The organism is Kineococcus esterisolvens (assembly GCF_050871405.1).
Taxonomy (GTDB): Bacteria; Actinomycetota; Actinomycetes; order Actinomycetales; family Kineococcaceae; genus Kineococcus.
Genome location: NZ_JBJLRI010000011.1, coordinates 17,868 through 36,495, shown reverse-complemented (window position 1 = coordinate 36,495; position 18,628 = coordinate 17,868). Strand labels below are relative to the sequence as shown.

General features: G+C 76.7%; 20 protein-coding genes, 1 pseudogene and 1 riboswitch. Of the genes and pseudogenes, 18 read left to right on the top strand and 3 right to left on the bottom strand.

All coding sequences use genetic code 11. The features are described from left to right. Positions 1-202: 202 nt before the first annotated feature. The 9 genes and pseudogenes from treS (at position 203) to ACRYR8_RS06000 (ending at position 8,384) form a co-directional block, all read left to right on the top strand. Positions 203-2,437: a maltose alpha-D-glucosyltransferase gene (treS, locus tag ACRYR8_RS06040; protein WP_432483248.1), complete on the top strand. Its 2,235-nt coding sequence runs from the start codon at positions 203-205 to the stop codon at positions 2,435-2,437. 65 nt (positions 2,438-2,502) lie between these two features. Further along, complete coding sequence (gene rpe, locus ACRYR8_RS06035; protein WP_432483208.1) at positions 2,503-3,168, top strand: ribulose-phosphate 3-epimerase; 666 nt, start codon at positions 2,503-2,505, stop codon at positions 3,166-3,168. A gap of 143 nt (positions 3,169-3,311) precedes the next feature. Then, positions 3,312-3,444: riboswitch (FMN riboswitch) on the top strand. A 220-nt stretch (positions 3,445-3,664) separates the two neighbouring features. Then, positions 3,665-4,753 (top strand): bifunctional diaminohydroxyphosphoribosylaminopyrimidine deaminase/5-amino-6-(5-phosphoribosylamino)uracil reductase RibD, encoded by a 1,089-nt coding sequence (gene ribD / locus ACRYR8_RS06030; RefSeq protein WP_432483207.1) that lies wholly within the window; start codon positions 3,665-3,667, stop codon positions 4,751-4,753. Continuing rightward, the gene (locus ACRYR8_RS06025; RefSeq protein WP_432483206.1) at positions 4,734-5,372 is read left to right on the top strand and encodes a riboflavin synthase; all 639 of its coding nucleotides are present in this window, start codon (positions 4,734-4,736) and stop codon (positions 5,370-5,372) included. Before ribD ends, ACRYR8_RS06025 begins: the two co-directional genes overlap by 20 nt. 68 nt (positions 5,373-5,440) lie before the next feature. Next, positions 5,441-6,067, top strand: a pseudogene (ribB, locus tag ACRYR8_RS06020) (3,4-dihydroxy-2-butanone-4-phosphate synthase); the annotation flags it as partial. A 68-nt stretch (positions 6,068-6,135) separates the two neighbouring features. Then, positions 6,136-6,618, top strand: a complete 483-nt coding sequence (gene ribH, locus ACRYR8_RS06015) for a 6,7-dimethyl-8-ribityllumazine synthase (RefSeq protein ID WP_432483205.1) — start codon at positions 6,136-6,138, stop codon at positions 6,616-6,618. A gap of 88 nt (positions 6,619-6,706) precedes the next feature. Then, a complete protein-coding gene (locus tag ACRYR8_RS06010; protein ID WP_166612831.1) occupies positions 6,707-6,970 on the top strand; it encodes a phosphoribosyl-ATP diphosphatase in 264 nt (87 codons plus the stop codon). Positions 6,971-7,050: 80 nt separating this feature from the next. Further along, positions 7,051-7,896 (top strand): ATP phosphoribosyltransferase, encoded by an 846-nt coding sequence (gene hisG, locus ACRYR8_RS06005; protein ID WP_432483247.1) that lies wholly within the window; start codon positions 7,051-7,053, stop codon positions 7,894-7,896. Further along, on the top strand, positions 7,893-8,384 hold the full coding sequence (locus ACRYR8_RS06000) for a PH domain-containing protein (protein ID WP_432483204.1): 492 nt from the start codon (positions 7,893-7,895) through the stop codon (positions 8,382-8,384). Before hisG ends, ACRYR8_RS06000 begins: the two co-directional genes overlap by 4 nt. On the opposite strand, the gene ACRYR8_RS05995 is transcribed toward ACRYR8_RS06000, so the two are convergent. After that, positions 8,381-9,031, bottom strand: coding sequence for a nucleoside/nucleotide kinase family protein (locus ACRYR8_RS05995; protein WP_432483203.1), 651 nt, complete (start codon positions 9,029-9,031; stop codon positions 8,381-8,383). The genes ACRYR8_RS06000 and ACRYR8_RS05995 overlap by 4 nt on opposite strands. Positions 9,032-9,066: 35 nt before the next feature. Further along, positions 9,067-10,356: a GNAT family N-acetyltransferase gene (locus tag ACRYR8_RS05990; protein ID WP_432483201.1), complete on the bottom strand. Its 1,290-nt coding sequence runs from the start codon at positions 10,354-10,356 to the stop codon at positions 9,067-9,069. A 103-nt stretch (positions 10,357-10,459) separates the two neighbouring features. Between ACRYR8_RS05990 and hisF the strand changes: the two genes are divergently transcribed. Further along, entirely contained in the window at positions 10,460-11,233 is a 774-nt protein-coding gene (gene hisF / locus ACRYR8_RS05985) for an imidazole glycerol phosphate synthase subunit HisF (protein WP_432483199.1), read from the top strand. 85 nt (positions 11,234-11,318) lie between these two features. On the opposite strand, the gene ACRYR8_RS05980 is transcribed toward hisF, so the two are convergent. Next, entirely contained in the window at positions 11,319-11,969 is a 651-nt protein-coding gene (locus tag ACRYR8_RS05980) for a TIGR03085 family metal-binding protein (protein WP_432483197.1), read from the bottom strand. Between the two features lie 81 nt (positions 11,970-12,050). On the opposite strand from ACRYR8_RS05980, the gene hisI reads away from it, so the two are divergent. The 8 genes from hisI (at position 12,051) to lgt (ending at position 18,461) form a co-directional block, all read left to right on the top strand. After that, positions 12,051-12,479 carry a phosphoribosyl-AMP cyclohydrolase gene (hisI, locus tag ACRYR8_RS05975; RefSeq protein WP_432483246.1) on the top strand — a complete coding sequence of 143 codons (429 nt, stop codon included), beginning with the start codon at positions 12,051-12,053 and terminating at the stop codon, positions 12,477-12,479. Beyond that, the gene (locus ACRYR8_RS05970; RefSeq protein ID WP_432483195.1) at positions 12,476-13,105 is read left to right on the top strand and encodes a Trp biosynthesis-associated membrane protein; all 630 of its coding nucleotides are present in this window, start codon (positions 12,476-12,478) and stop codon (positions 13,103-13,105) included. The genes hisI and ACRYR8_RS05970 overlap by 4 nt, the downstream gene beginning before the upstream one ends. A gap of 61 nt (positions 13,106-13,166) precedes the next feature. After that, on the top strand, positions 13,167-13,439 hold the full coding sequence (locus tag ACRYR8_RS05965; RefSeq protein WP_432483193.1) for an HGxxPAAW family protein: 273 nt from the start codon (positions 13,167-13,169) through the stop codon (positions 13,437-13,439). A 100-nt stretch (positions 13,440-13,539) separates the two neighbouring features. Then, positions 13,540-14,364 carry an indole-3-glycerol phosphate synthase TrpC gene (gene trpC / locus ACRYR8_RS05960; RefSeq protein ID WP_432483191.1) on the top strand — a complete coding sequence of 275 codons (825 nt, stop codon included), beginning with the start codon at positions 13,540-13,542 and terminating at the stop codon, positions 14,362-14,364. A gap of 41 nt (positions 14,365-14,405) precedes the next feature. Beyond that, positions 14,406-15,665, top strand: coding sequence for a tryptophan synthase subunit beta (gene trpB, locus ACRYR8_RS05955; protein WP_432483245.1), 1,260 nt, complete (start codon positions 14,406-14,408; stop codon positions 15,663-15,665). 11 nt (positions 15,666-15,676) lie between these two features. Further along, positions 15,677-16,522 (top strand): tryptophan synthase subunit alpha, encoded by an 846-nt coding sequence (gene trpA / locus ACRYR8_RS05950; RefSeq protein ID WP_432483244.1) that lies wholly within the window; start codon positions 15,677-15,679, stop codon positions 16,520-16,522. Between the two features lie 77 nt (positions 16,523-16,599). After that, positions 16,600-17,451 carry a DsbA family protein gene (locus tag ACRYR8_RS05945; protein ID WP_432483189.1) on the top strand — a complete coding sequence of 284 codons (852 nt, stop codon included), beginning with the start codon at positions 16,600-16,602 and terminating at the stop codon, positions 17,449-17,451. A 23-nt stretch (positions 17,452-17,474) separates the two neighbouring features. Then, positions 17,475-18,461, top strand: coding sequence for a prolipoprotein diacylglyceryl transferase (gene lgt, locus ACRYR8_RS05940; protein ID WP_432483187.1), 987 nt, complete (start codon positions 17,475-17,477; stop codon positions 18,459-18,461). Positions 18,462-18,628: the final 167 nt, after the last annotated feature.

Here is an 18,628-nt window from a genome sequence, read left to right as displayed (position 1 = left end):
GTGGGCAGCGTGGGACCCCGACCGCACCAGCAGGAGGAAGCCCGTGCCGCCCGAAACCGACACCCAGACCCCCCACGCCCCGGCCGCCGACGGCCGGGCGGGCGACCACGCCGCTCGGAGCGCCGGCGAGCGCACCGACGATCTCGCCGGTGAGCTCGCCCGCGCGCACGCCGGTGAGCACGACGGTGCGGAGGGTGTCGAGATCACCTACGACGAGCAGCGCTACCCCGCGCGCCCGCGGCGCCTGCGCCCGCGCGCCCAGCTGCGCCAGGCGGGCGGGCGCCGCATCAGCGACCCGCGCGCCGCCGACGGCTCCAACCCCGCCTACGTGCAGTGGCTGGTGGGGCAGTCGATGCTCGCCGACGCCGACGTGCTCTCCCGGCAGCTGTCGGGCCAGCCGGCGATGTGGCGCAACCCGTACGCGCGCCCGGACGCCCGCCGCGCCCTGGCCACCGCCTCGGTGTGGTTCACCGCCTACCCGATCTCCCTGATCACCGCGCCGGGGGAGTCCTTCCTGGGGTCGCTGGGCAGCGACGCGCTGTGGCAGGCGTTCCAGCGCATCGGCATCGACGCGGTGCACACCGGCCCCGTCAAGCGCGCCGGTGGCCTGACCGGGTGGACCGAGACCCCCAGCGTCGACGGGCACTTCGACCGCATCAGCACCCACATCGACCCCCTGTTCGGCACCGAGGACGAGTTCCGCGAGCTGTGCGAGGTCGCCGACCACCACGGCGGCAGCGTCATCGACGACATCGTGCCCGGCCACACCGGCAAGGGCGCCGACTTCCGCCTGGCCGAGATGGCGTACCGCGAGTACCCCGGCATCTACCACATGGTGGAGATCCCCGAGGAGGACTGGCACCTGCTGCCCGAGGTGCCCGCCGGCCGCGACGCCGTCAACCTCGACGCCGACGCCGAGGCGCAGCTGGCCGAGCACGGCTACATCATCGGCGCCCTGCAGCGGGTCATCTTCTACGCGCCGGGCGTGAAGGAGACCAACTGGTCGGCCACCACCCCCGTCACCGGCGTGGACGGCAAGGTGCGCCGCTGGGTGTACCTGCACTACTTCAAGCAGGGCCAGCCGTCCATCAACTGGCTCGACCCCACCTTCGCCGGCATGCGCCTGGTCATCGGCGACGCCCTGCACTCCCTGGGCGACCTGGGCACCGGTGCGCTGCGCCTGGACGCCAACGGCTTCCTCGGCGTGGAGAAGTCGGCCGAGGGCCTGCCCGCCTGGTCCGAGGGGCACCCCCTCTCGCACGCGGCCAACCACGTCATCGCCGGGATGGTCCGCAAGGTCGGCGGTTTCACCTTCCAGGAGCTGAACCTGACGATGGAGGACATCCGCGACACCGGCCGCGTCGGCGCGGACCTGTCCTACGACTTCGTCAACCGCCCCGCCTACCACCACGCCCTGGCCACCGGGGACACCGAGTTCCTGCGCCTGACGCTGCGCACCTCGCTGGAGACCGGCGTCGAACCCGTCAGCCTCGTGCACGCCCTGCAGAACCACGACGAGCTCACCTACGAGCTGGTGCACTGGGCGACCCTGCACGCCGCCGACACCTACCCCTTCCGCGGGCGCGAGACCACCGGCGCGGAACTGGCCGAGACGGTCCGCGCGGACCTGCTGGCGCACCTGACCGGCGAGGCCGCCGACTACAACCACGTCTTCACCACCAACGGCATCGCCTGCACCACCGCGTCGGTCATCGCCGCCACCCAGGGCCTGCGCACCCTGGAGGACGTCGACGACAGCCACGTGGAGGGCATCCGCCGCGCCCACCTGCTGCTGGCGATGTTCAACGCCTGGCAGCCGGGCGTCTTCGCCCTCTCCGGCTGGGACCTCACCGGCACCCTGCCGGTGCCTGCCGAGCAGGTGCGCGACCTGATCGAGGGCGGCGACACCCGCTGGGTGCACCGCGGCGCCCACGACCTCATGGACGTCGCGCCGGAGGCCACCACCTCCGCCTCCGGGATGCCGCGCGGACGCGCCCTGTACGGCTCCCTGCCGGCGCAGCTGGAGTCCGAGACGTCCTTCGTCGCCGGCCTGCGCGACGTGCTGGCCACCCGCGCCCGCCACGGCATCGCGGCCGCCACCCAGATCGACGTCCCGCCCGTGGCGCACCCCGGCATGCTCGTCATGGTCCACCGCCTCGACGACGGCGACCCGACCCGCACCGACGCGCCCCTGCAGGTCACGGTGCTGAACTTCACCGGCGAGACCATCGAGGGCACCGTGCGCTCGGAGGCGTTCGAACCGCGCCACGCCGTGGTCGACGCCTCCACCGGCGGCGAGATCGGCTGGGTCGACGACCTGCGCAGCTTCGGCGTGTGGCTGGGCCCCTACGCCGGGTTGTTCCTCGTCCTGACCGCCCCCGGCGAGCAGGACGCCGCCGTGCAGGGCAGCGCCCTGGGCCGGCCCGAGAGCGCCTGAGCGGCCCCGGCGCCCGCGCACCCGCCCCACCGGCCGGGCCGCGCGGGCGCCGCTAGGGTCGCGACGTGACGATCCAGGTCAACCCCAGCATCCTGTCCGCCGACTTCGCCAACCTCGCCGCGGAGCTGGAGCGCATCTCCACCGCCGACGCCGCCCACGTCGACGTCATGGACGGGCACTTCGTGCCCAACCTCACCCTGGGCCTGCCCGTGGTCGAGGCGCTGCGCAAGGTCTCCCCGGTGCCGCTGGACTGCCACCTGATGATCGAGGCCCCCGACCGGTGGGCGCCCGCCTACGCCGAGGCCGGCGCCCAGGGCGTCACCTTCCACGCCGAGGCCGCCACCGCACCGGTGCGGCTGGCCCGTCAGCTGCGCTCCGCCGGCGCCCGCGCCGGCATCGCCCTGCGCCCGGCCACCCCGCTGGAGCCGTTCGTGGACCTGCTGGGCGAGTTCGACATGCTCCTGGTCATGACCGTCGAGCCCGGCTTCGGCGGGCAGTCCTTCCTCGACGTCACCCTGCCGAAGATCCGGCGCGCCCGCGCCGCCATCGGCGCCTCCGGCCTGGACGTGCGCCTGCAGGTCGACGGCGGCGTGTCCGCGGCCACCATCGAGCGCGCCGCCGAAGCCGGAGCCGACGTCTTCGTCGCCGGCTCCGCCGTCTACGGCGCCGAGGACGCCGCCGGCGCCGTGGACGAGCTGCGACGCCTGGCCGCAGCGGCCTGCGCGCACTGACGCACCCCACCGCCGGGGGACACGCCCCGCCCGAGGGCACCGCGCCGCCCGCGCGGAGCCCCGTGGCACACTGACGCGACCGGGCGGCCCCCACCGGGGCCGCCCGGAACAGCAGCACAGCAGCAGAAGTTGAACCGAACGACACGCGTGCTCCGGGGTCGGTGCAATTCCGAACCGGCGGTGACAGTCCGCGAGCCCCCCACCGGCAGGTGACGGGGCCGACCCGGTGGAACCCCGGGACCGACGGTGAGAGTCCGGACGGGAGGCAGCACGCGGGTCGCGCGGCCGCGCTCACGCGCCCGACGGCACCCGCCGCCCGGCGCGCCCGCAGGCCCGCACGACCCGGGTCGGTGGAGCGCCCGCGCCCCGCCGACGGCCTCCGCGTCCCCTCGGACCGCCCCACGGTGCGAGAGCGAGGAACGCGGTGCCCCCCACGCAGCCCCCCGTGCGGCCCCCCGCACAGCCGGGGGACCGGCGCGCGGCCGAGGAGGCCGCCATGCACCGCGCCCTGCAGCTGGCCGCCCTCGGCCCCGCCACCGGCCCCAACCCCCGCGTCGGCTGCGTCCTGCTCGACCCGCAGGGCCGCACCGGCGCCGAGGGCCACCACCGCGGCGCCGGCACCCCCCACGCCGAGGCCGCCGCACTGGCCGACCTCGCGGCCCGCGGCGGCAGCGCCGCCGGCTGGACCGCCGTGGTCACCCTCGAACCGTGCACCCACACCGGCCGCACCGGCCCCTGCGCGCAGGCCCTCGTCGCCGCCGGCGTGCACCGCGTCGTCATCGCCGACACCGACCCCAACCCCACCGCCGCCGGGGGAGCGCAGCTGCTGCGCGCCGCCGGCGTCGACGTCGAGACCGGTGTGCTCGCCCAGCGGGCCCGATCCCTCAACGAGCGCTGGGCCACCGCCGTCGGCCGCGGCCGCCCCTGGGTGACGTGGAAGTTCGCCGCCACCCTCGACGGGCGCTCCGCCGCCGCCGACGGCACCAGCCGGTGGATCACCTCCGCACCCGCTCGCGCCGACGTGCACCGCCTGCGCGCCGAGCACGACGCCGTCCTGGTCGGCACCGGCACCGCCCTGGCCGACGACCCCGCCCTGACCGTGCGCCGCCCCGACGGCACCGACGCGACCGGCCCGCAGCCGCTGCGCGTGGTCGCCGGCCTGCGCGAGCTGCCCGCCGACGCACGACTGCGCGACGGGCGCGCCGAGCTGCTGCACCTGCGCACCCGCGACCCGCACCGGGTCCTGACCACCCTCGCCGAGCGCGAGGTGCGCACCGTCCTGCTGGAGGGGGGCCCGGCGCTCGCGGCCGCCTTCGCCCGCGCCGGCCTCGTCGACGAGGTCGTGGCCTACCTGGCCCCGGCGCTGCTGGGCGCCGGGCCGGCCGCCGTGGCCGACCTGGGCGTCAGCGGCATCGCCGGCGCGCTGCGCCTGGACCTGGCGCCCGGCGAGGACGCGGTGGCCCGCCTCGGCGACGACGTGCGCCTCACCGCCCGTCCCCGTGCCCGCCCCGCCGGCGAGCGCGACCCCGACCCGTCCCACCCGCCCGTCGTCGAGGAGGCAGCCCGTGTTCACCGGGATCGTTGAGGAGGTCGGCGAGGTCGTCGCCGTGGAACGCGGCGCGGACTCCGCCAGGCTGAGCGTGCGCGGCCCGCTGGTGACCTCCGACGCCGTGCACGGCGCGTCCATCGCCGTGGACGGGGTGTGCCTGACGGTGGTGGACCAGCCCGAGCCGGCCGTGTTCACCGTCGACGTCATGGCCGAGACCCTCGCGCGCAGCTCCCTGCGCGGCGTCGCCCCCGGCCGCCGCGTCAACCTCGAGCGGGCCATGGCCGCCTCGGCCCGCTTCGGCGGCCACGTCGTGCAGGGCCACGTCGACGGCACCGGCACCGTGCTCGCCCGCACCCCCGGCGAGGCGTGGGAGGTGGTGCGCATCGGCATCGCCCCGGACCTGGCCCGCTACGTGGTGGAGAAGGGCTCCATCACCGTCGACGGCACCTCGCTGACCGTCTCCGCGGTCAGCGCCGTCGACGACGCCGCGCCCTGGTTCGAGGTGTCCTTGATCCCCACCACCCTGCAGCTGACCACCCTGGGGGACCGGGCCGTGGGCGCCCCGGTCAACCTCGAGGTGGACGTGCTCGCCAAGTACGTCGAGCGCATCACCGCCGGCCTCGTGGCGCGCGCCGGCGCGGGGGAGCAGCGGTGAGCGCCGCCCCCGACGTGCGCGCGGGGGAGCCCGGGGCGTCGCCCGGGACCACCGCCGCGGCCGCCGCCGTGGACGCCGCGCTGCGGGCCCTGCGCGCCGGCAGGCCCGTCCTGGTCACCGACGACGCCGACCGCGAGAACGAGGGCGACGCGATCCTCTCCGCGGCGCTGGCCACCCCGGAGTGGATCGGCTGGACCGTGCGCCACACCTCCGGGATGCTGTGCGCCCCCATGCCCGCCGAGCGCGCCGAGGCCCTGGGCCTGCCGCGGATGGTCGAGCGCAACGAGGACTCGCTGCGCACCGACTACACCGTCAGCTGCGACGCCGCCGCCGGGATCACCACCGGCATCTCCGCCGCCGATCGCGCCCGCACCGCGCGGGTCCTGGCCGACCCGGCCGCCCGGCCGGCCGACCTGCTGCGCCCCGGGCACGTGTTCCCCCTGCGCGCGCGCCCCGGCGGGGTGCTGGAGCGCCCCGGGCACACCGAGGCCGCCGTCGACCTGTGCCGGCTGGCCGGCCTGCCCCCCGTGGCCGTCATCGCCGAACTCGTCGAGGACGACGGCTCGATGTCACGCTGGGAGCAGATCACCGAGCTGGGCCGACGGCACGAGCTGCCGGTGCTGAGCATCGCCGACCTGCGCGCGCACCTGCGCGCGGGCGCGGCGTCCCCGGCCGGGCACGACCCCCGGCACGACCCCCGGCAGGACCCCGAGCAGGACCCCGAGCAGGACCCCGAGCAGGACCCCCGGACAGGAGGACGGCAGTGAGCGGAGACGGCAGCCCCGAGATCGAGGTGGACGGCAGCGGCCTGAAGGTGGCCCTGGTCGCCGCCCGCTGGCACGCGGAGGTGATGGAGGGGCTGCTGGCCGGCGCACGCCGGGCCCTGGCCGACTCGCACGTCACCGAGGTCACCGAGGTGCGCGTGCCCGGCGCGTTCGAGCTGCCGGTGGCGGCCGCGCGCCTGGCCCGCGCCGGCCACGACGCCGTCGTGGCCCTGGGCGTGGTCATCCGTGGCGGCACCCCGCACTTCGAGTACGTGTGCGACGCGGCCACCGCCGGCCTGACCCAGGTCGCGGTCAGCACCGGCGTGCCCGTCGGCTTCGGCGTGCTCACCGTCGACAACGAGTCCCAGGCCCTTCACCGCGCCGGCCTGCGCGGCTCGCGCGAGGACAAGGGCCGCGAAGCCGTCCTGGCGGCCCTGGAGACCGTCGTCGCCCTGCGCGGGGTCACCTCGACGACCTCCTGAGCGCCCACCGCCACCGCGCCCGCCCCGCGCCGCGCCCACCCCGGGGCGGGCGCGGGCGGGGCGCGCGCACCGCCTAGACTCCCGCCACGTGAAGACCTTCGACGGCCTGTTCGCCGAGCTGACGGACAAGGCCCGCACCCGCCCGGCGGGGTCGGGCACCGTGCTCGAGCTGGACGCGGGCGTGCACGCCATCGGCAAGAAGGTCGTCGAGGAGGCGGCCGAGGTGTGGATGGCCGCCGAGCACGAGTCCGCCGAGCGCACCGCGGAGGAGGTCTCGCAGCTGCTCTACCACCTGCAGGTGCTCATGATCGCCCGCGGGCTCACGCTCGACGACGTGTACGCGCACCTGTGAGCGCGCAGTCCCTGAGCGCCCGGCCCGTGAGCGCCCGGCCCGTGAGCGCCCGGCCCGTGAGCGCAGGAGAGGAGAGGTCCGTGCTGCGCATCGCCGTGCCCAACAAGGGCTCGCTGTCCGAGGCCGCCAGCGCCATGCTGCGCGAGGCCGGGTACAACCAGCGCCGCGAGGCCAAGGAGCTGCTGCTGGACGACCCGGACAACAACGCTCAGTTCGTCTTCCTGCGCCCGCGCGACATCGCCCTGTACGTGGGCTCCGGCACCCTGGACGTCGGCATCACCGGCCGCGACCTGCTGCTGGACTCGCGCGCCCCGGCCGACGAGGTCCTGCAGCTGGGCTTCGCCCGCAGCACCTTCCGCTTCGCCGGGCGCCCCGGCACCGCGTCCTCGGTCGCCGACCTGCAGGGCCGGCGCATCGCCACCAGCTACTCCGGCCTGGTCGGCGAGCACCTCGCCCAGCACGGCGTGTCCGCCGACGTCGTCCACCTCGACGGCGCCGTGGAGACCGCCGTGGCGCTCGGCATCGCCGACGTCGTCGCCGACGTCGTCGAGACCGGCACCACGCTGCGCGCCGCCGGCCTGGAGGTCTTCGGCGATCCCGTCATGCGTTCCGAGGCCGTGCTCGTGCGCTCCAGCGACGCCCCGGCCGACCCGGCAGTCGACGTCCTGGTGCGCCGCCTGCAGGGCGTGCTCGTGGCCCGCCAGTACGTGATGGTCGACTACGACTGCCCCAAGGACCTCGTCGAGCGCGCCATCACCGTCACCCCCGGCCTGGAGTCGCCCACCGTCTCCCCGCTGGCGCAGCCCGACTGGGTCGCGGTGCGCGCCATGGTGCGCAAGTCGGCCACCAACCAGGTCATGGACGACCTCTACGACCTGGGCGCGCGCGCCATCCTCGTCACCAGCATCCACGCCTGCCGGCTGTGAACGACGACGCGGTCCCCGGCCGCACCGGCTCCAGGGCGCGAGCAGCGGACGACGCCCCGTTCCGGCCCCGGCGCGCCCGAGCCGTGGGCCTGCCCGTCGCAGCCGTGCTGGGCGTCGTCCTGGCCGCCATCGCCGTCGGCCTGACGCTGGCCCCCACCACGGACTGGACCCTCGCCGACAGCGCCCTCACCCTGCTCTTCGGGCTGCTGCTGTGCGGAGGTCTGGTGCGCGTGGTGAGCGTGCGGGCGGTGCCCACCGCCGAGGCGCTGGTGGTGCGCAACGTCGTGTTCACCCACCGGGTCGAGTGGGGCGCCGTGGTCGCCGTGCGCTTCGGCGGCGACGACCCCTGGCTCCTGCTGGACACCGATGACGGCCAGGAGCTGGCCGTCATGGCGGTGCAGCGCTCCGACGGTGAGCACGCCCGCGCCGAGGCGCGGCGCCTGGCCCGTCTCGTGGAGTCCCGGGCACCGCGCGCCCCCCGCAGCTAGGGCACCCGCCCACGCAGCACCCCCCAGCGCGGCGCCCCGCCCGCGCCCCCGTCGAGGTCGCCGCCCGGGCCGCTGTCCAGGACGACGTGCGCCCCGGCGCGCACGTCGCACCCCGCGAACAAGGCCTCCTCCTGCTCCGCCCACCGCTCCCAGTGCGGGGTGAACACGTCGCCGTCCCGTGCCAGGGCCCGACGCCGGCGCACCCCCTCCGCGGCCTCCACCCACACCAGCAGCTCCGGTCGCACCGCGGTGCAGCCCGCTCCCACCCCCTCGACCACCACCACGGGGGCGGTGGGCACCGGGACCCGCGGCCCCCACCGCCCCGCCGCCCAGTCCCAGCGCGGCGGTGCCGGTGACCGCCCGGCGCGCAGGGGCAGCAGCACCTCCCGCTCCAGCAGGCCGACCGCCGCGGCCAGGCCGTCCCAGCCGGGGTAGAGGTCGTCCATGTGCACCACCGCCGCACCCAGCCGCGCCGCCAGCGCTCCCGCCAGGTCCGTCTTGCCGCTGCCCGAGCGCCCGTCCAGCAACACCAGGCGGGGAACCGCGACCGGTGCCGGCGCCGCCGCGACCCGGGCGGCCAGCAGCCGCACCACCGCGCCGGTGCCCAGCACGAGCGCCCCCGCCGAGCCGCCCGCCCCACCGCCCACCGGGCCACCCGCCGGCCCACGCCCGGCCCTCGTCCCTAGAACCACGTCGGGCACCACGGCTCCTGCGGCGTGGCCAGCAGCGACTGCAACCGCCACACCGCCGCCGCCGGGCCCGCCAAGCGCCCCGCGCTCGCGAGCGCCACCGCCGAGGTACCGCCCAGCAGCAGCGCCCCCAGCTCCGCAGCGCCCAGCACCACGTCCGGCTCGCGCGACGTCGCGGTCACCTCCGCGCACGTCCACCCGTCCTCACCACAGCGCTCGGCGTCCACGTGCAGCAGCACCGTCGCCCCCGCCGGCCCCCCGGGGTCCACCACCCGCAGCACCAGCGTGCCGCATCCCAGGTAGCGCCTCGTCGCCAGCGCCCCCGCGGCGTCCAGCGGCCGCACCCACAGGAAGTCGTCCACCGCACCGCGCTGCACCGCCCGCGGGTCCTGCAGCAGCAGCGGCAGCAGCTCGTCCACCGGGCGGTCCTTCGTCGTCACCGTGCGCACCCAGTCCAGCGACAGCACGAACTCCCACAGGTCCCGGTAGGCGCCCGGGGAGGCCGCGTGCAGGTCCAGCACCCGGGCCGAGCAGCGCGAGACGCGACCGGCCCAGTCCTCGGCGACCTCGTAGGCCGCGTACCCGTCCGCCACCCCCGCCGCGTCGCGGTGCAGCACCACGTGCGCGCTCGGGCCCAGCGCCCGCAACCCGCCCGGGCGCGTCCACTGCCGCCACCACGTCTCCTCGCGCGCCAGCCCACCCGGCCGCGCCCGCCGCGAGGCGTCGTGCACCGCCGCCAGCTCCGGCCACGCAGCCGACGCCTGCACCAGCTCCAGGCGCCCGGACCCGCGCGGGGCGTCCGCTCGGAAGCGGCACCCCTGCGCGTCCACCGACAGGCTCACCGCCCCCGAGGCCGCCCCGAAGCCGAAACGCCCGTAGATCGGCGCCTCGGCCGCGATCAGCGCCGCCAGCGCGTGACCCTGCTCGCGCGCCCGCTGCAGGTCGGCGCCGATCATCCGCCGCAGCAGCCCACGCCGCCGGTGCGTGGGCAGCACCGCTACCGACGACACCGCGTTCACCGGCACCGGGCCGGACCCCGGCACGGTCAGCTCCGTGTCGAACGAGCGGTACGTCGCCACCCACCGGCCGGCGTCCACCACCCCCGACAGGCGCTGCCCGGCCACCCGCTCCGCGGCCTCGCGCACCCACCGCTCCTCCTCGGCCGGCGCCGGTGCCGGCTCCAGGAACGCCACGCGCGGCACCCGGCGCCAGGCCGCCACCGCCCCGGCGTCGTCGGGATCGACGCTGCGCAGCGGCAGGGCCCCGGTCTCCAGGTCGCTCACGCGCTCGACGCTACCGGCGCCCCACCCCCGCGCGGCCCCCGCACGGACCACCCCGCACCGGCCGGGAGAGCACCCACCAGCTCGCGCCCACTACCCTCCTGGCGTGAGCGTCGCCGTGCGTGTGATCCCCTGCCTCGACGTCGACGCCGGCCGCGTCGTCAAGGGCGTCAACTTCGCCGACCTGCGCGACGCCGGCGACCCGGTCGAACTGGCCCGCCGCTACGACGCCGAAGGCGCCGACGAGCTCACCTTCCTCGACGTCACCGCCTCCTCCGGCTCGCGCGAGACCACCTACGAGGTCGTCGCCCGCACCGCTGAGCAGGTCTTCATCCCCCTCACCGTCGGCGGCGGCGTGCGATCCGTCGCCGACGTCGAGCGCCTCCTGCGCGCCGGCGCCGACAAGGTCGGCGTCAACACCGCCGCCATCGCCCGCCCCGAGCTCATCACCGAGATCGCCGAGCGCTTCGGCGCCCAGGTCCTCGTCCTGTCCGTGGACGCCCGCCGCACCCCGCCCGGCACCCCTGCGACCCCCTCCGGCTACGAGGTCACCACCCACGGCGGCCGGCGCGGCACCGGCCTGGACGCCGTGGAGTGGGCCGCCCGCGCCGCCGAGCTCGGCGCCGGCGAGATCCTGCTGAACTCCATGGACGCCGACGGCACCGGCGCCGGCTTCGACCTGCAGATGCTCACCGCCGTGCGCGCCCGCGTCGGCGTGCCCCTCGTCGCCAGCGGGGGCGCAGGAGCCGTGGAGCACTTCCCCCCGGCCGTCGCCGCCGGCGCCGACGCCGTGCTGGCCGCCAGCGTCTTCCACTTCCAGCAGCTCACCGTCGGCCAGGTCAAGGACGCCCTGCGCGCCACCGGCGCCCCCGTGCGCTGACCCGCCGCGGCGGGCAGCCGCCCACGGGCGCCAGCCCGACGGACCGCCGGGGCGGGTCAGCGCACGCAGGACCGGCGCCGCTGCCTCAGGCGCCCCCCGGGTACGCCCGCGCGAACGCCTCCAGCGCCTGCACGGACCCCTCCACCTCCACCAGCGCGTGCGAGCGCCGACCGAACGCGTGCAGCAGCAGCTCCTGCGGCTCACCACGCAGGCTCACCGCCAGCGGGCCCCCGCGCACCACCGCCCGCGGCCCACCCGGGGTCACCAGCACCACACCCACCCCGGCACGCCGGTACGACGCCCGCGCCACCAGCCGCACCGCCCGCCACAACCCCTCGGACTCCCCGCGCTCCAGCACCCTCGGCCGCCAGCCCTCCCGCGCCCGCCGCACGTCCTCGCGGTGCACGAAGAACTCCACCCCGTTGACCAGCTGCCCCACCGGCCGCCAGCGCGCCGGGCTCACCGGCGGCGGACCCGAGCGCACCCGCTGCACCAGCGCCTCGAACGGCTCCTGCAGCCAGCGCCCCTGCACCCGCTCGGCGTGCGCACCCAGCCCAGGCAACGCACCCCCCAGCACCCCGCCCGCCAGCACGTCCGGGCGCCCGTCGCGCACCGCCAGGTGCACCAGCAGGTCACGCACCGCCCAGCCCTCGCACAACGTGGGCGCTCGCGGGCCGGCGCGCAGGGCGTCGTCGCACAGTCCGTCGCGTTCTCGGGCGGCATCGGGTCCGGGCACGTCGCGATGCTCGCACAGGCCGGTGCGACCATGAGGCCCGTGCCCGTCGAGCCCCCCGCCGCAACCCCCGAAGCCACCACCGTGCCCGCCGTGCCCCCCGCGGCGCAGCCGCCCGCCGTCGTCCTGGACCCGTCCGTGGCTGCCCGGCTCAAGCGCGATGCGGCCGGCCTGGTGTGCGCGGTCGTGCAGCAGCACGACACCCGGGAGGTGCTCATGGTGGCCTGGATGGACGATGCCGCGCTGGCGCACACCCTGAGCACCGGTCGGGCCACCTACTGGTCGCGCAGCCGTCGCAGCCTGTGGCGCAAGGGCGACACCTCCGGGCACGTGCAGTGGGTCAAGCGGGTCTCGCTGGACTGCGACGGGGACGCGCTGCTGGTGGAGGTCGACCAGGTGGGCGCCGCCTGCCACACCGGCGACCACACCTGCTTCCAGGCCACCGAGCTCTTCCGGGCCACCGGGCCGACCGGGCCGAGCGAGCCCCCGGCTGCCGGCGGGAGCTCCTCGTGAGCGCGCACCCGAACGGCACGGGCGTGCCCGCAGCGCGCCGCCGCGGCCGCGAGCGGGCACTGGTGCTGACGGTCGCCGCGGCCGGCGCCGTCCTGGCCCTGGCAGCGGGGGCGCCCACCTGGGTGCGGGGGGCGGTGAGCACGGCCGCCGGGCTGCGCGAGGTCGCCGCCGCCGGCCGCGCGGCGGCGCCCACCGCCACGGCGCTGGCGCTGGTCGCCCTGGCCGCCGTGGTGGCCTGCTCGCTGGGCCGGCGCGCGGCGCGGGCGCTGGCGGCACTGGTGCTGGTGCTGGCCGGTGCCGGCGTCGCCGCGGCCGGTGTCGACGTCTGGACCTCCCCCGAGGGCGCGCTGGCGGCCCCCGCGCGCCTGGTCAGCGGCCGCAGCGACCCGCAGGTGCAGCAGGTGCGCACGCGGCCGTGGCCGCTGGTGTGCGCCGCCGGCGGGGCCGTGTGCGCCGCTGCCGGTGCCGCGGCGGTGCTTCGCGGGCGCTCGTGGAGCACCTCCGCCCGTCACGAGCGCGACGCCGCGGCCGCGGAGCCGGCGAGCCGGACCCCCGCGGGAGCGTCCCCGGCGGAGCCCGCCGCGGCCTGGGACTCGCTCTCCCGCGGGGACGACCCGACCAGGTGAGCGGTGGTTCCGGGCCGGTACGGTGGGAACCCCAGCGCCACGACCTCCGAGGAGCACCACCGTGACCAGCCAGCAGCCCGAGACCACGCACGGCGACGTCGTCCAGGAGCACGGCCACGGCCACAGCGTCGCGGCGTGGGCCGGGGTCGCCACCGCCCTGGTGGGCTTCCTCGTCCTGTGCCTGGCCGTGGTCTTCACCAGCCTGGTGTGGGGCATCGTCGGCGGCGTGACCATCCTGGCCTCGCTGGTGGTGGGCTACGCCCTGTCCAAGGCCGGGCACGGCGTGAAGAGCGCCTCCGGCCACGCCGTCGGCGTCGGCCGGGCTCGCCACTGACCTGCCGATGACCCGCCGGGACCGTCCGCCGCGCTGACCCCGCGCCCGCCGGACCCCCACCGGCGCCGGCCCGGCGGACGCGGGGACTACCCTGCACAGCGTGACCGTCCTCGACGACATCCTCGCCGGAGTGCGCGAAGACCTGGCCCAGCGGCAGGAGCGCACGCCGCTGGCCGAGCTGAAGGAGCGAGCGCACCGGCAGGTGCCCGCCAAGGACGCCGCGGCCATGCTGCGTCCCCGCGACAGCGAGCAGCGCGGCGTGAAGGTCATCGCCGAGGTCAAGCGGGCCAGCCCCTCCAAGGGCCACCTGGCGCAGATCCCCGACCCGGCCGAGCTGGCCCGCCAGTACGAACTGGGCGGGGCGACCGTCATCAGCGTGCTCACCGAGCAGCGCCGCTTCGGCGGCAGCCTGGACGACCTCCGCGCGGTGCGCTGCGCGGTGGACGTGCCGGTGCTGCGCAAGGACTTCGTCGTGGGCTCCTACCAGCTGTGGGAGGCGCGGGCCTGGGGCGCGGACGTCGTCCTGCTCATCGTGGCCGCGCTGGAGCAGGAGGCCCTGGTCTCCCTCGTCGAGCGCACCCACTCCCTGGGCATGACCGCGCTGGTGGAGGTGCACACCGCCGAGGAGGTCGAGCGGGCCGTGGCCGCCGACGCCCGCGTCGTCGGGGTCAACAACCGGGACCTGAAGACCTTGCGGGTCAGCAACTCCACCTTCGCCGAGCTGGCCCCCCTCATCCCCGCCGGCGTGGTCAAGATCGCCGAGTCCGGCGTCCAGGGCCCGCACGACGTCGTGGAGTTCGCCCGCGCCGGGGCCGACGCCGTCCTGGTGGGCGAGACCCTCGTGCGCGGCGACGACCCGCGCCGCGCCGTGGCCGACCTGGTGGCCGCCGGGGCCCACCCCGCCGTGCAGGCGGTGCGCCCGTGAGCACCGGCACCACTCCCACGGGCACCGTCCCCACCGAGAGCCTGTCCGCCGAGCGCGGCCCCTACTTCGGCGCCTTCGGCGGGCGGTTCGTGCCCGAGGCGCTCGTGGCGGCCCTCGACGAGATCGAGGCGGCCCACACCGCGGCGATGGCCGACGAGGCGTTCCTGGCCGAGCTCGCCGAGCTGCACCGCACCTACTCCGGCCGGCCCAGCATCGTCACGTCCGTGCCCCGTTTCGCCGAGCACGCCGGCGGCGCCACCGTGCTGCTCAAGCGCGAGGACCTCAACCACACCGGCTCGCACAAGATCAACAACGTGCTGGGCCAGGCCCTGCTGACCAGGCGCATGGGCAAGCGGCGCGTCATCGCCGAAACCGGCGCCGGCCAGCACGGGGTGGCCACCGCCACCGCCGCGGCCCTCATGGGCCTGGAGTGCACGATCTACATGGGCGAGGAGGACACCCGCCGCCAGGCCCTCAACGTCGCCCGCATGCGTCTGCTGGGCGCCGAGGTCGTGCCCGTCACCGCCGGCAGCCGCACCCTCAAGGACGCCGTCAACGAGGCGTTCCGGGACTGGGTGGCCTCGGTGGACACCACCCACTACGTCTTCGGCACCGTCGCCGGCCCGCACCCCTTCCCCGTCCTGGTGCGCGACTTCCAGCGCGTCATCGGCCTCGAGGCGCGCGCGCAGGTGCTGGAGCTGACCGGCCGGCTCCCGGACGCGGTGTGCGCCTGCGTGGGTGGCGGCTCCAACGCCATCGGGATCTTCCACGCCTTCCTCGACGACCCCGCCGTGCGCCTGTTCGGCTTCGAGGCCGGCGGCGACGGCGTCGACACCGACCGCCACGCCGCCTCGATCACCGGCGGCTCGCCCGGCGTGTTCCAGGGCGCGCGCCAGTTCGTCCTGCAGGACGAGGACGGCCAGACGGTGGAGTCGCACTCCATCTCCGCCGGCCTGGACTACCCGGGCGTGGGCCCGGAGCACTCCTGGCTGGGTGCCTCCGGCCGAGCGCAGTACCGCCCCGTCACCGACGCCGAGGCCATGGACGCGTTCAGGCTGCTGTGCCGCACCGAGGGCATCATCCCGGCCATCGAGAGCGCTCACGCCCTGGCCGGCGCCCTGCGCGTGGGCCGCGAGCTGGGTCCGCGGGCGGTGCTGCTGGTGAACCTCTCCGGCCGCGGGGACAAGGACGTCGACACCGCCGCCCGCTGGTTCGGGCTCGTCAGCGACGCCGACCTGGTCGCGTCGGAAGCCGAGCGCGTCGCCGACGCGCCGCAGGACACCGAGGGGTCGGGCTGGTGAGCACCACGAGCGTGGGCACGGACGCGAGCGGCACGAGCGCGGGCGGGGGTGCGGCGCGCCCGGGCACCTCCGCGGCGGCCGTGGACCGCGCGAAGGCGGAGGACCGTGCGGCCCTGGTGGCGTACCTGCCGGTCGGCTTCCCCGACGTGGACGGCAGCATCGCCGCGGCCAAGGCGGCGGTGGCCGGGGGAGCGGACGTCGTGGAGCTGGGGCTGCCCTACTCCGACCCGACGATGGACGGGCCCACCATCCAGCGGGCCGTGGACACCGCCCTGCGCGCCCGCACCCGCCCCGCGGACGTGCTGCGCGCCGTGGAGGAGGTTGCCGCCACCGGTGCGGCGGTGCTGGTCATGACGTACTGGCCCCCGGTGGACCGCTACGGCGTCGATCGCTTCGCCGCCGACCTGGCCTCGGCCGGCGCGGCCGGGCTCATCACCCCCGACCTCATCCCCGACGAGGCCGCCGCGTGGATCGCCGCCTCCGACGAGCACGGCCTCGAGCGCGTCTTCCTCGTCGCCCCCAGCTCCACCGACGCCCGCCTGGCCTCCACGTCCGCGGCCTGCCGCGGGTTCGTCTACGCCGCCTCCACCATGGGGGTGACCGGGGCGCGCACGACCGTGGGCGCCGGCGCGGCCCGGCTGGTCGAGCGCACCCGCGCTGCCGGCGCCCAACGCGTGTGCGTGGGTCTGGGCGTGTCCACGCGTGAGCAGGCGGCTCAGGTCGCCACCTACGCCGACGGCGTCATCGTCGGCTCGGCGTTCGTCTCACGCCTGCTGGATGCCGGCTCACCGGCCGAGGGTGCCCGCGCCGTGGGCGAGCTCGCCGAGGACCTGGCCCGCGGCGTGCGTCGCGCCTGAGCGCGCCACCCGACCCGACCCGGCGTTCGTCCGACCGGATCCGTCAGCCCGCCCGGGCACCTGCGAGGAGATCAGCGTTGAGCAGCAAGAAGCGACCGGGCGGCCACCCCGCCCGTGCCGGGCAGGCGGAGGACGTCGCCGAGGCCCGCCGCGCCAAGGCGGCAGCGCTGCGCCAGCGGGAGCTGGCCCGCCAGCGCCGTCGCCGCGTGGTCCTCGTCAGCTCGGCCGTCGTGGTCGTGCTCGTGCTGGTGGCCACCATCACGGTCCTCGTCGCCCGCGAGCGCCGGGACGACGACACCGCCGGCGCCACCCCGCCCTCGGCCACCGGCCCGGACGGCGGCTACCTGCTGGCGGGCCAGCCGGCCGCGGGTGCGCCCACGCTCGACGTCTGGCTGGACTACCAGTGCCCGTACTGCGCACGCTTCGAGGCGGCCGCAGGTGCGGCCGCCCTAGAGCTGGCCGCCTCCGGGCAGGCGCGCGTCGTCGTGCACACCCTCAGCTTCTTGGACGAGAACCTCGGCAACGACTCCTCCACCCGCTCGGCCGAGGGCGCCGCGGCCGCCGACGCCCAGGGCCGCTTCGCGCAGTACACCGAGGAGGTCTTCGCCCGCCAGCCCGGCTTCGAGGGCAACGACGGCGGCGAGGGCGACGGCTACACCGACGAGCAGCTGCGCGCCGCCGCCGAGGCCGCCGGGGTCAGCGACCTGGACGCCTGGCAGCAGGCCGTCGAGGACGACGTCTACCTCGGCTACGTGCGCCGCGTGCAGCAGTCCATGGCCGAGGCCGGTGTCGAGGGGACCCCCACGGTCACCATCACCCCCGCCGACGGCTCGACCCGCACGCTCGAGGCCGGGCGGCTGCTGGACGCCGGCGCCGGCGACTACCTGCGCGAGCAGGTCGCCCAGGCCACCGCGACGGACGCGCCGTGACCGCGGCGGCGTTGCGGAGCGGCGTGAGCGCCGCACTGCCCAGCCCCACGCAGAGCGTGTGGTACCTGGGCCCGGTGCCCCTGCGTGCCTACGCGCTGTGCATCCTGGCCGGCATCGTCGCGGGCCTGTGGATCACCGGCCGCCGCTGGCGCGCCAAGGGCGGGCGTGCCGACTTCCCCCTGGACGTCGCGGTGTGGGCGGTGCCCCTGGGGGTCGTCGGCGCCCGCATCTACCACGTGATCACCTCGCCGGAGGCGTACTTCGGCCCGGGCGGGGACCCGGTGCGGGCGCTGTACGTGTGGGAGGGCGGCCTGGGCATCTGGGGCGCGGTGGCCGCCGGGGCGCTGGGCGCCTGGATCGCCTGCCGTCGCGCCGGGTACCGCCTGGCGCCCTTCGCCGACGCCGTCGCCCCCGGCCTGCTCGTCGCCCAGGCCCTGGGCCGCTGGGGCAACTGGTTCAACAACGAGCTGTACGGCCGGGCCACCGACCTGCCGTGGGCGCTGACGATCCACGACTGGGACGAGGCCACCGGCCGCGCGGTGACCGGCGCCGACGGTGAGCCGGTCGTGCTGGGCACCTTCCACCCCACGTTCCTGTACGAGTCGCTGTGGTGCCTGCTGTCTGCCGCCGTGATCGTCCTGGCCGACCGGCGCTGGCGGCTGCGGCACGGGCAGGCCTTCGCCCTGTACGTCGTGCTCTACACCGCGGGGCGCTCGGTGACCGAGGCGCTGCGCATCGACGAGGCCAACGAGATCGCCGGCCTGCGGGTGAACCAGTGGGTCTCGGCCGTGGTCCTGCTGGTGGCGCTGGCCGCCTGCGTGATCTCCAGGCGCCGCCACCGCGGCGAGCGCGACGGCAGTGGTCGGGACGAACCGCTGGAGCGGGTACCCTCGCCGCAGTCCCCGGCGGCCACTCCTCCCGCTGGTGACGCCGAGCAGCAGGCCGGTAAACCGACCGTGACCGAGTCCTCGCAGCCGTCCTCACGTGACCAGGACCACCCCAGGTCGTGACGATCCGGTGATGCTCTCGTGCGAATGAGCACGAGCTCCTGGGCGTTACAGTGAGGTGAACGCGGGGCCAGCGCCGTCCCCCGTCCAGGGGTGCGCGCCCACCAGGTGCGCGCCCTTGACCCCGCTCACGCCCGTCAGGGCGGTGCGGGGCCACGCTCGAGGAGACC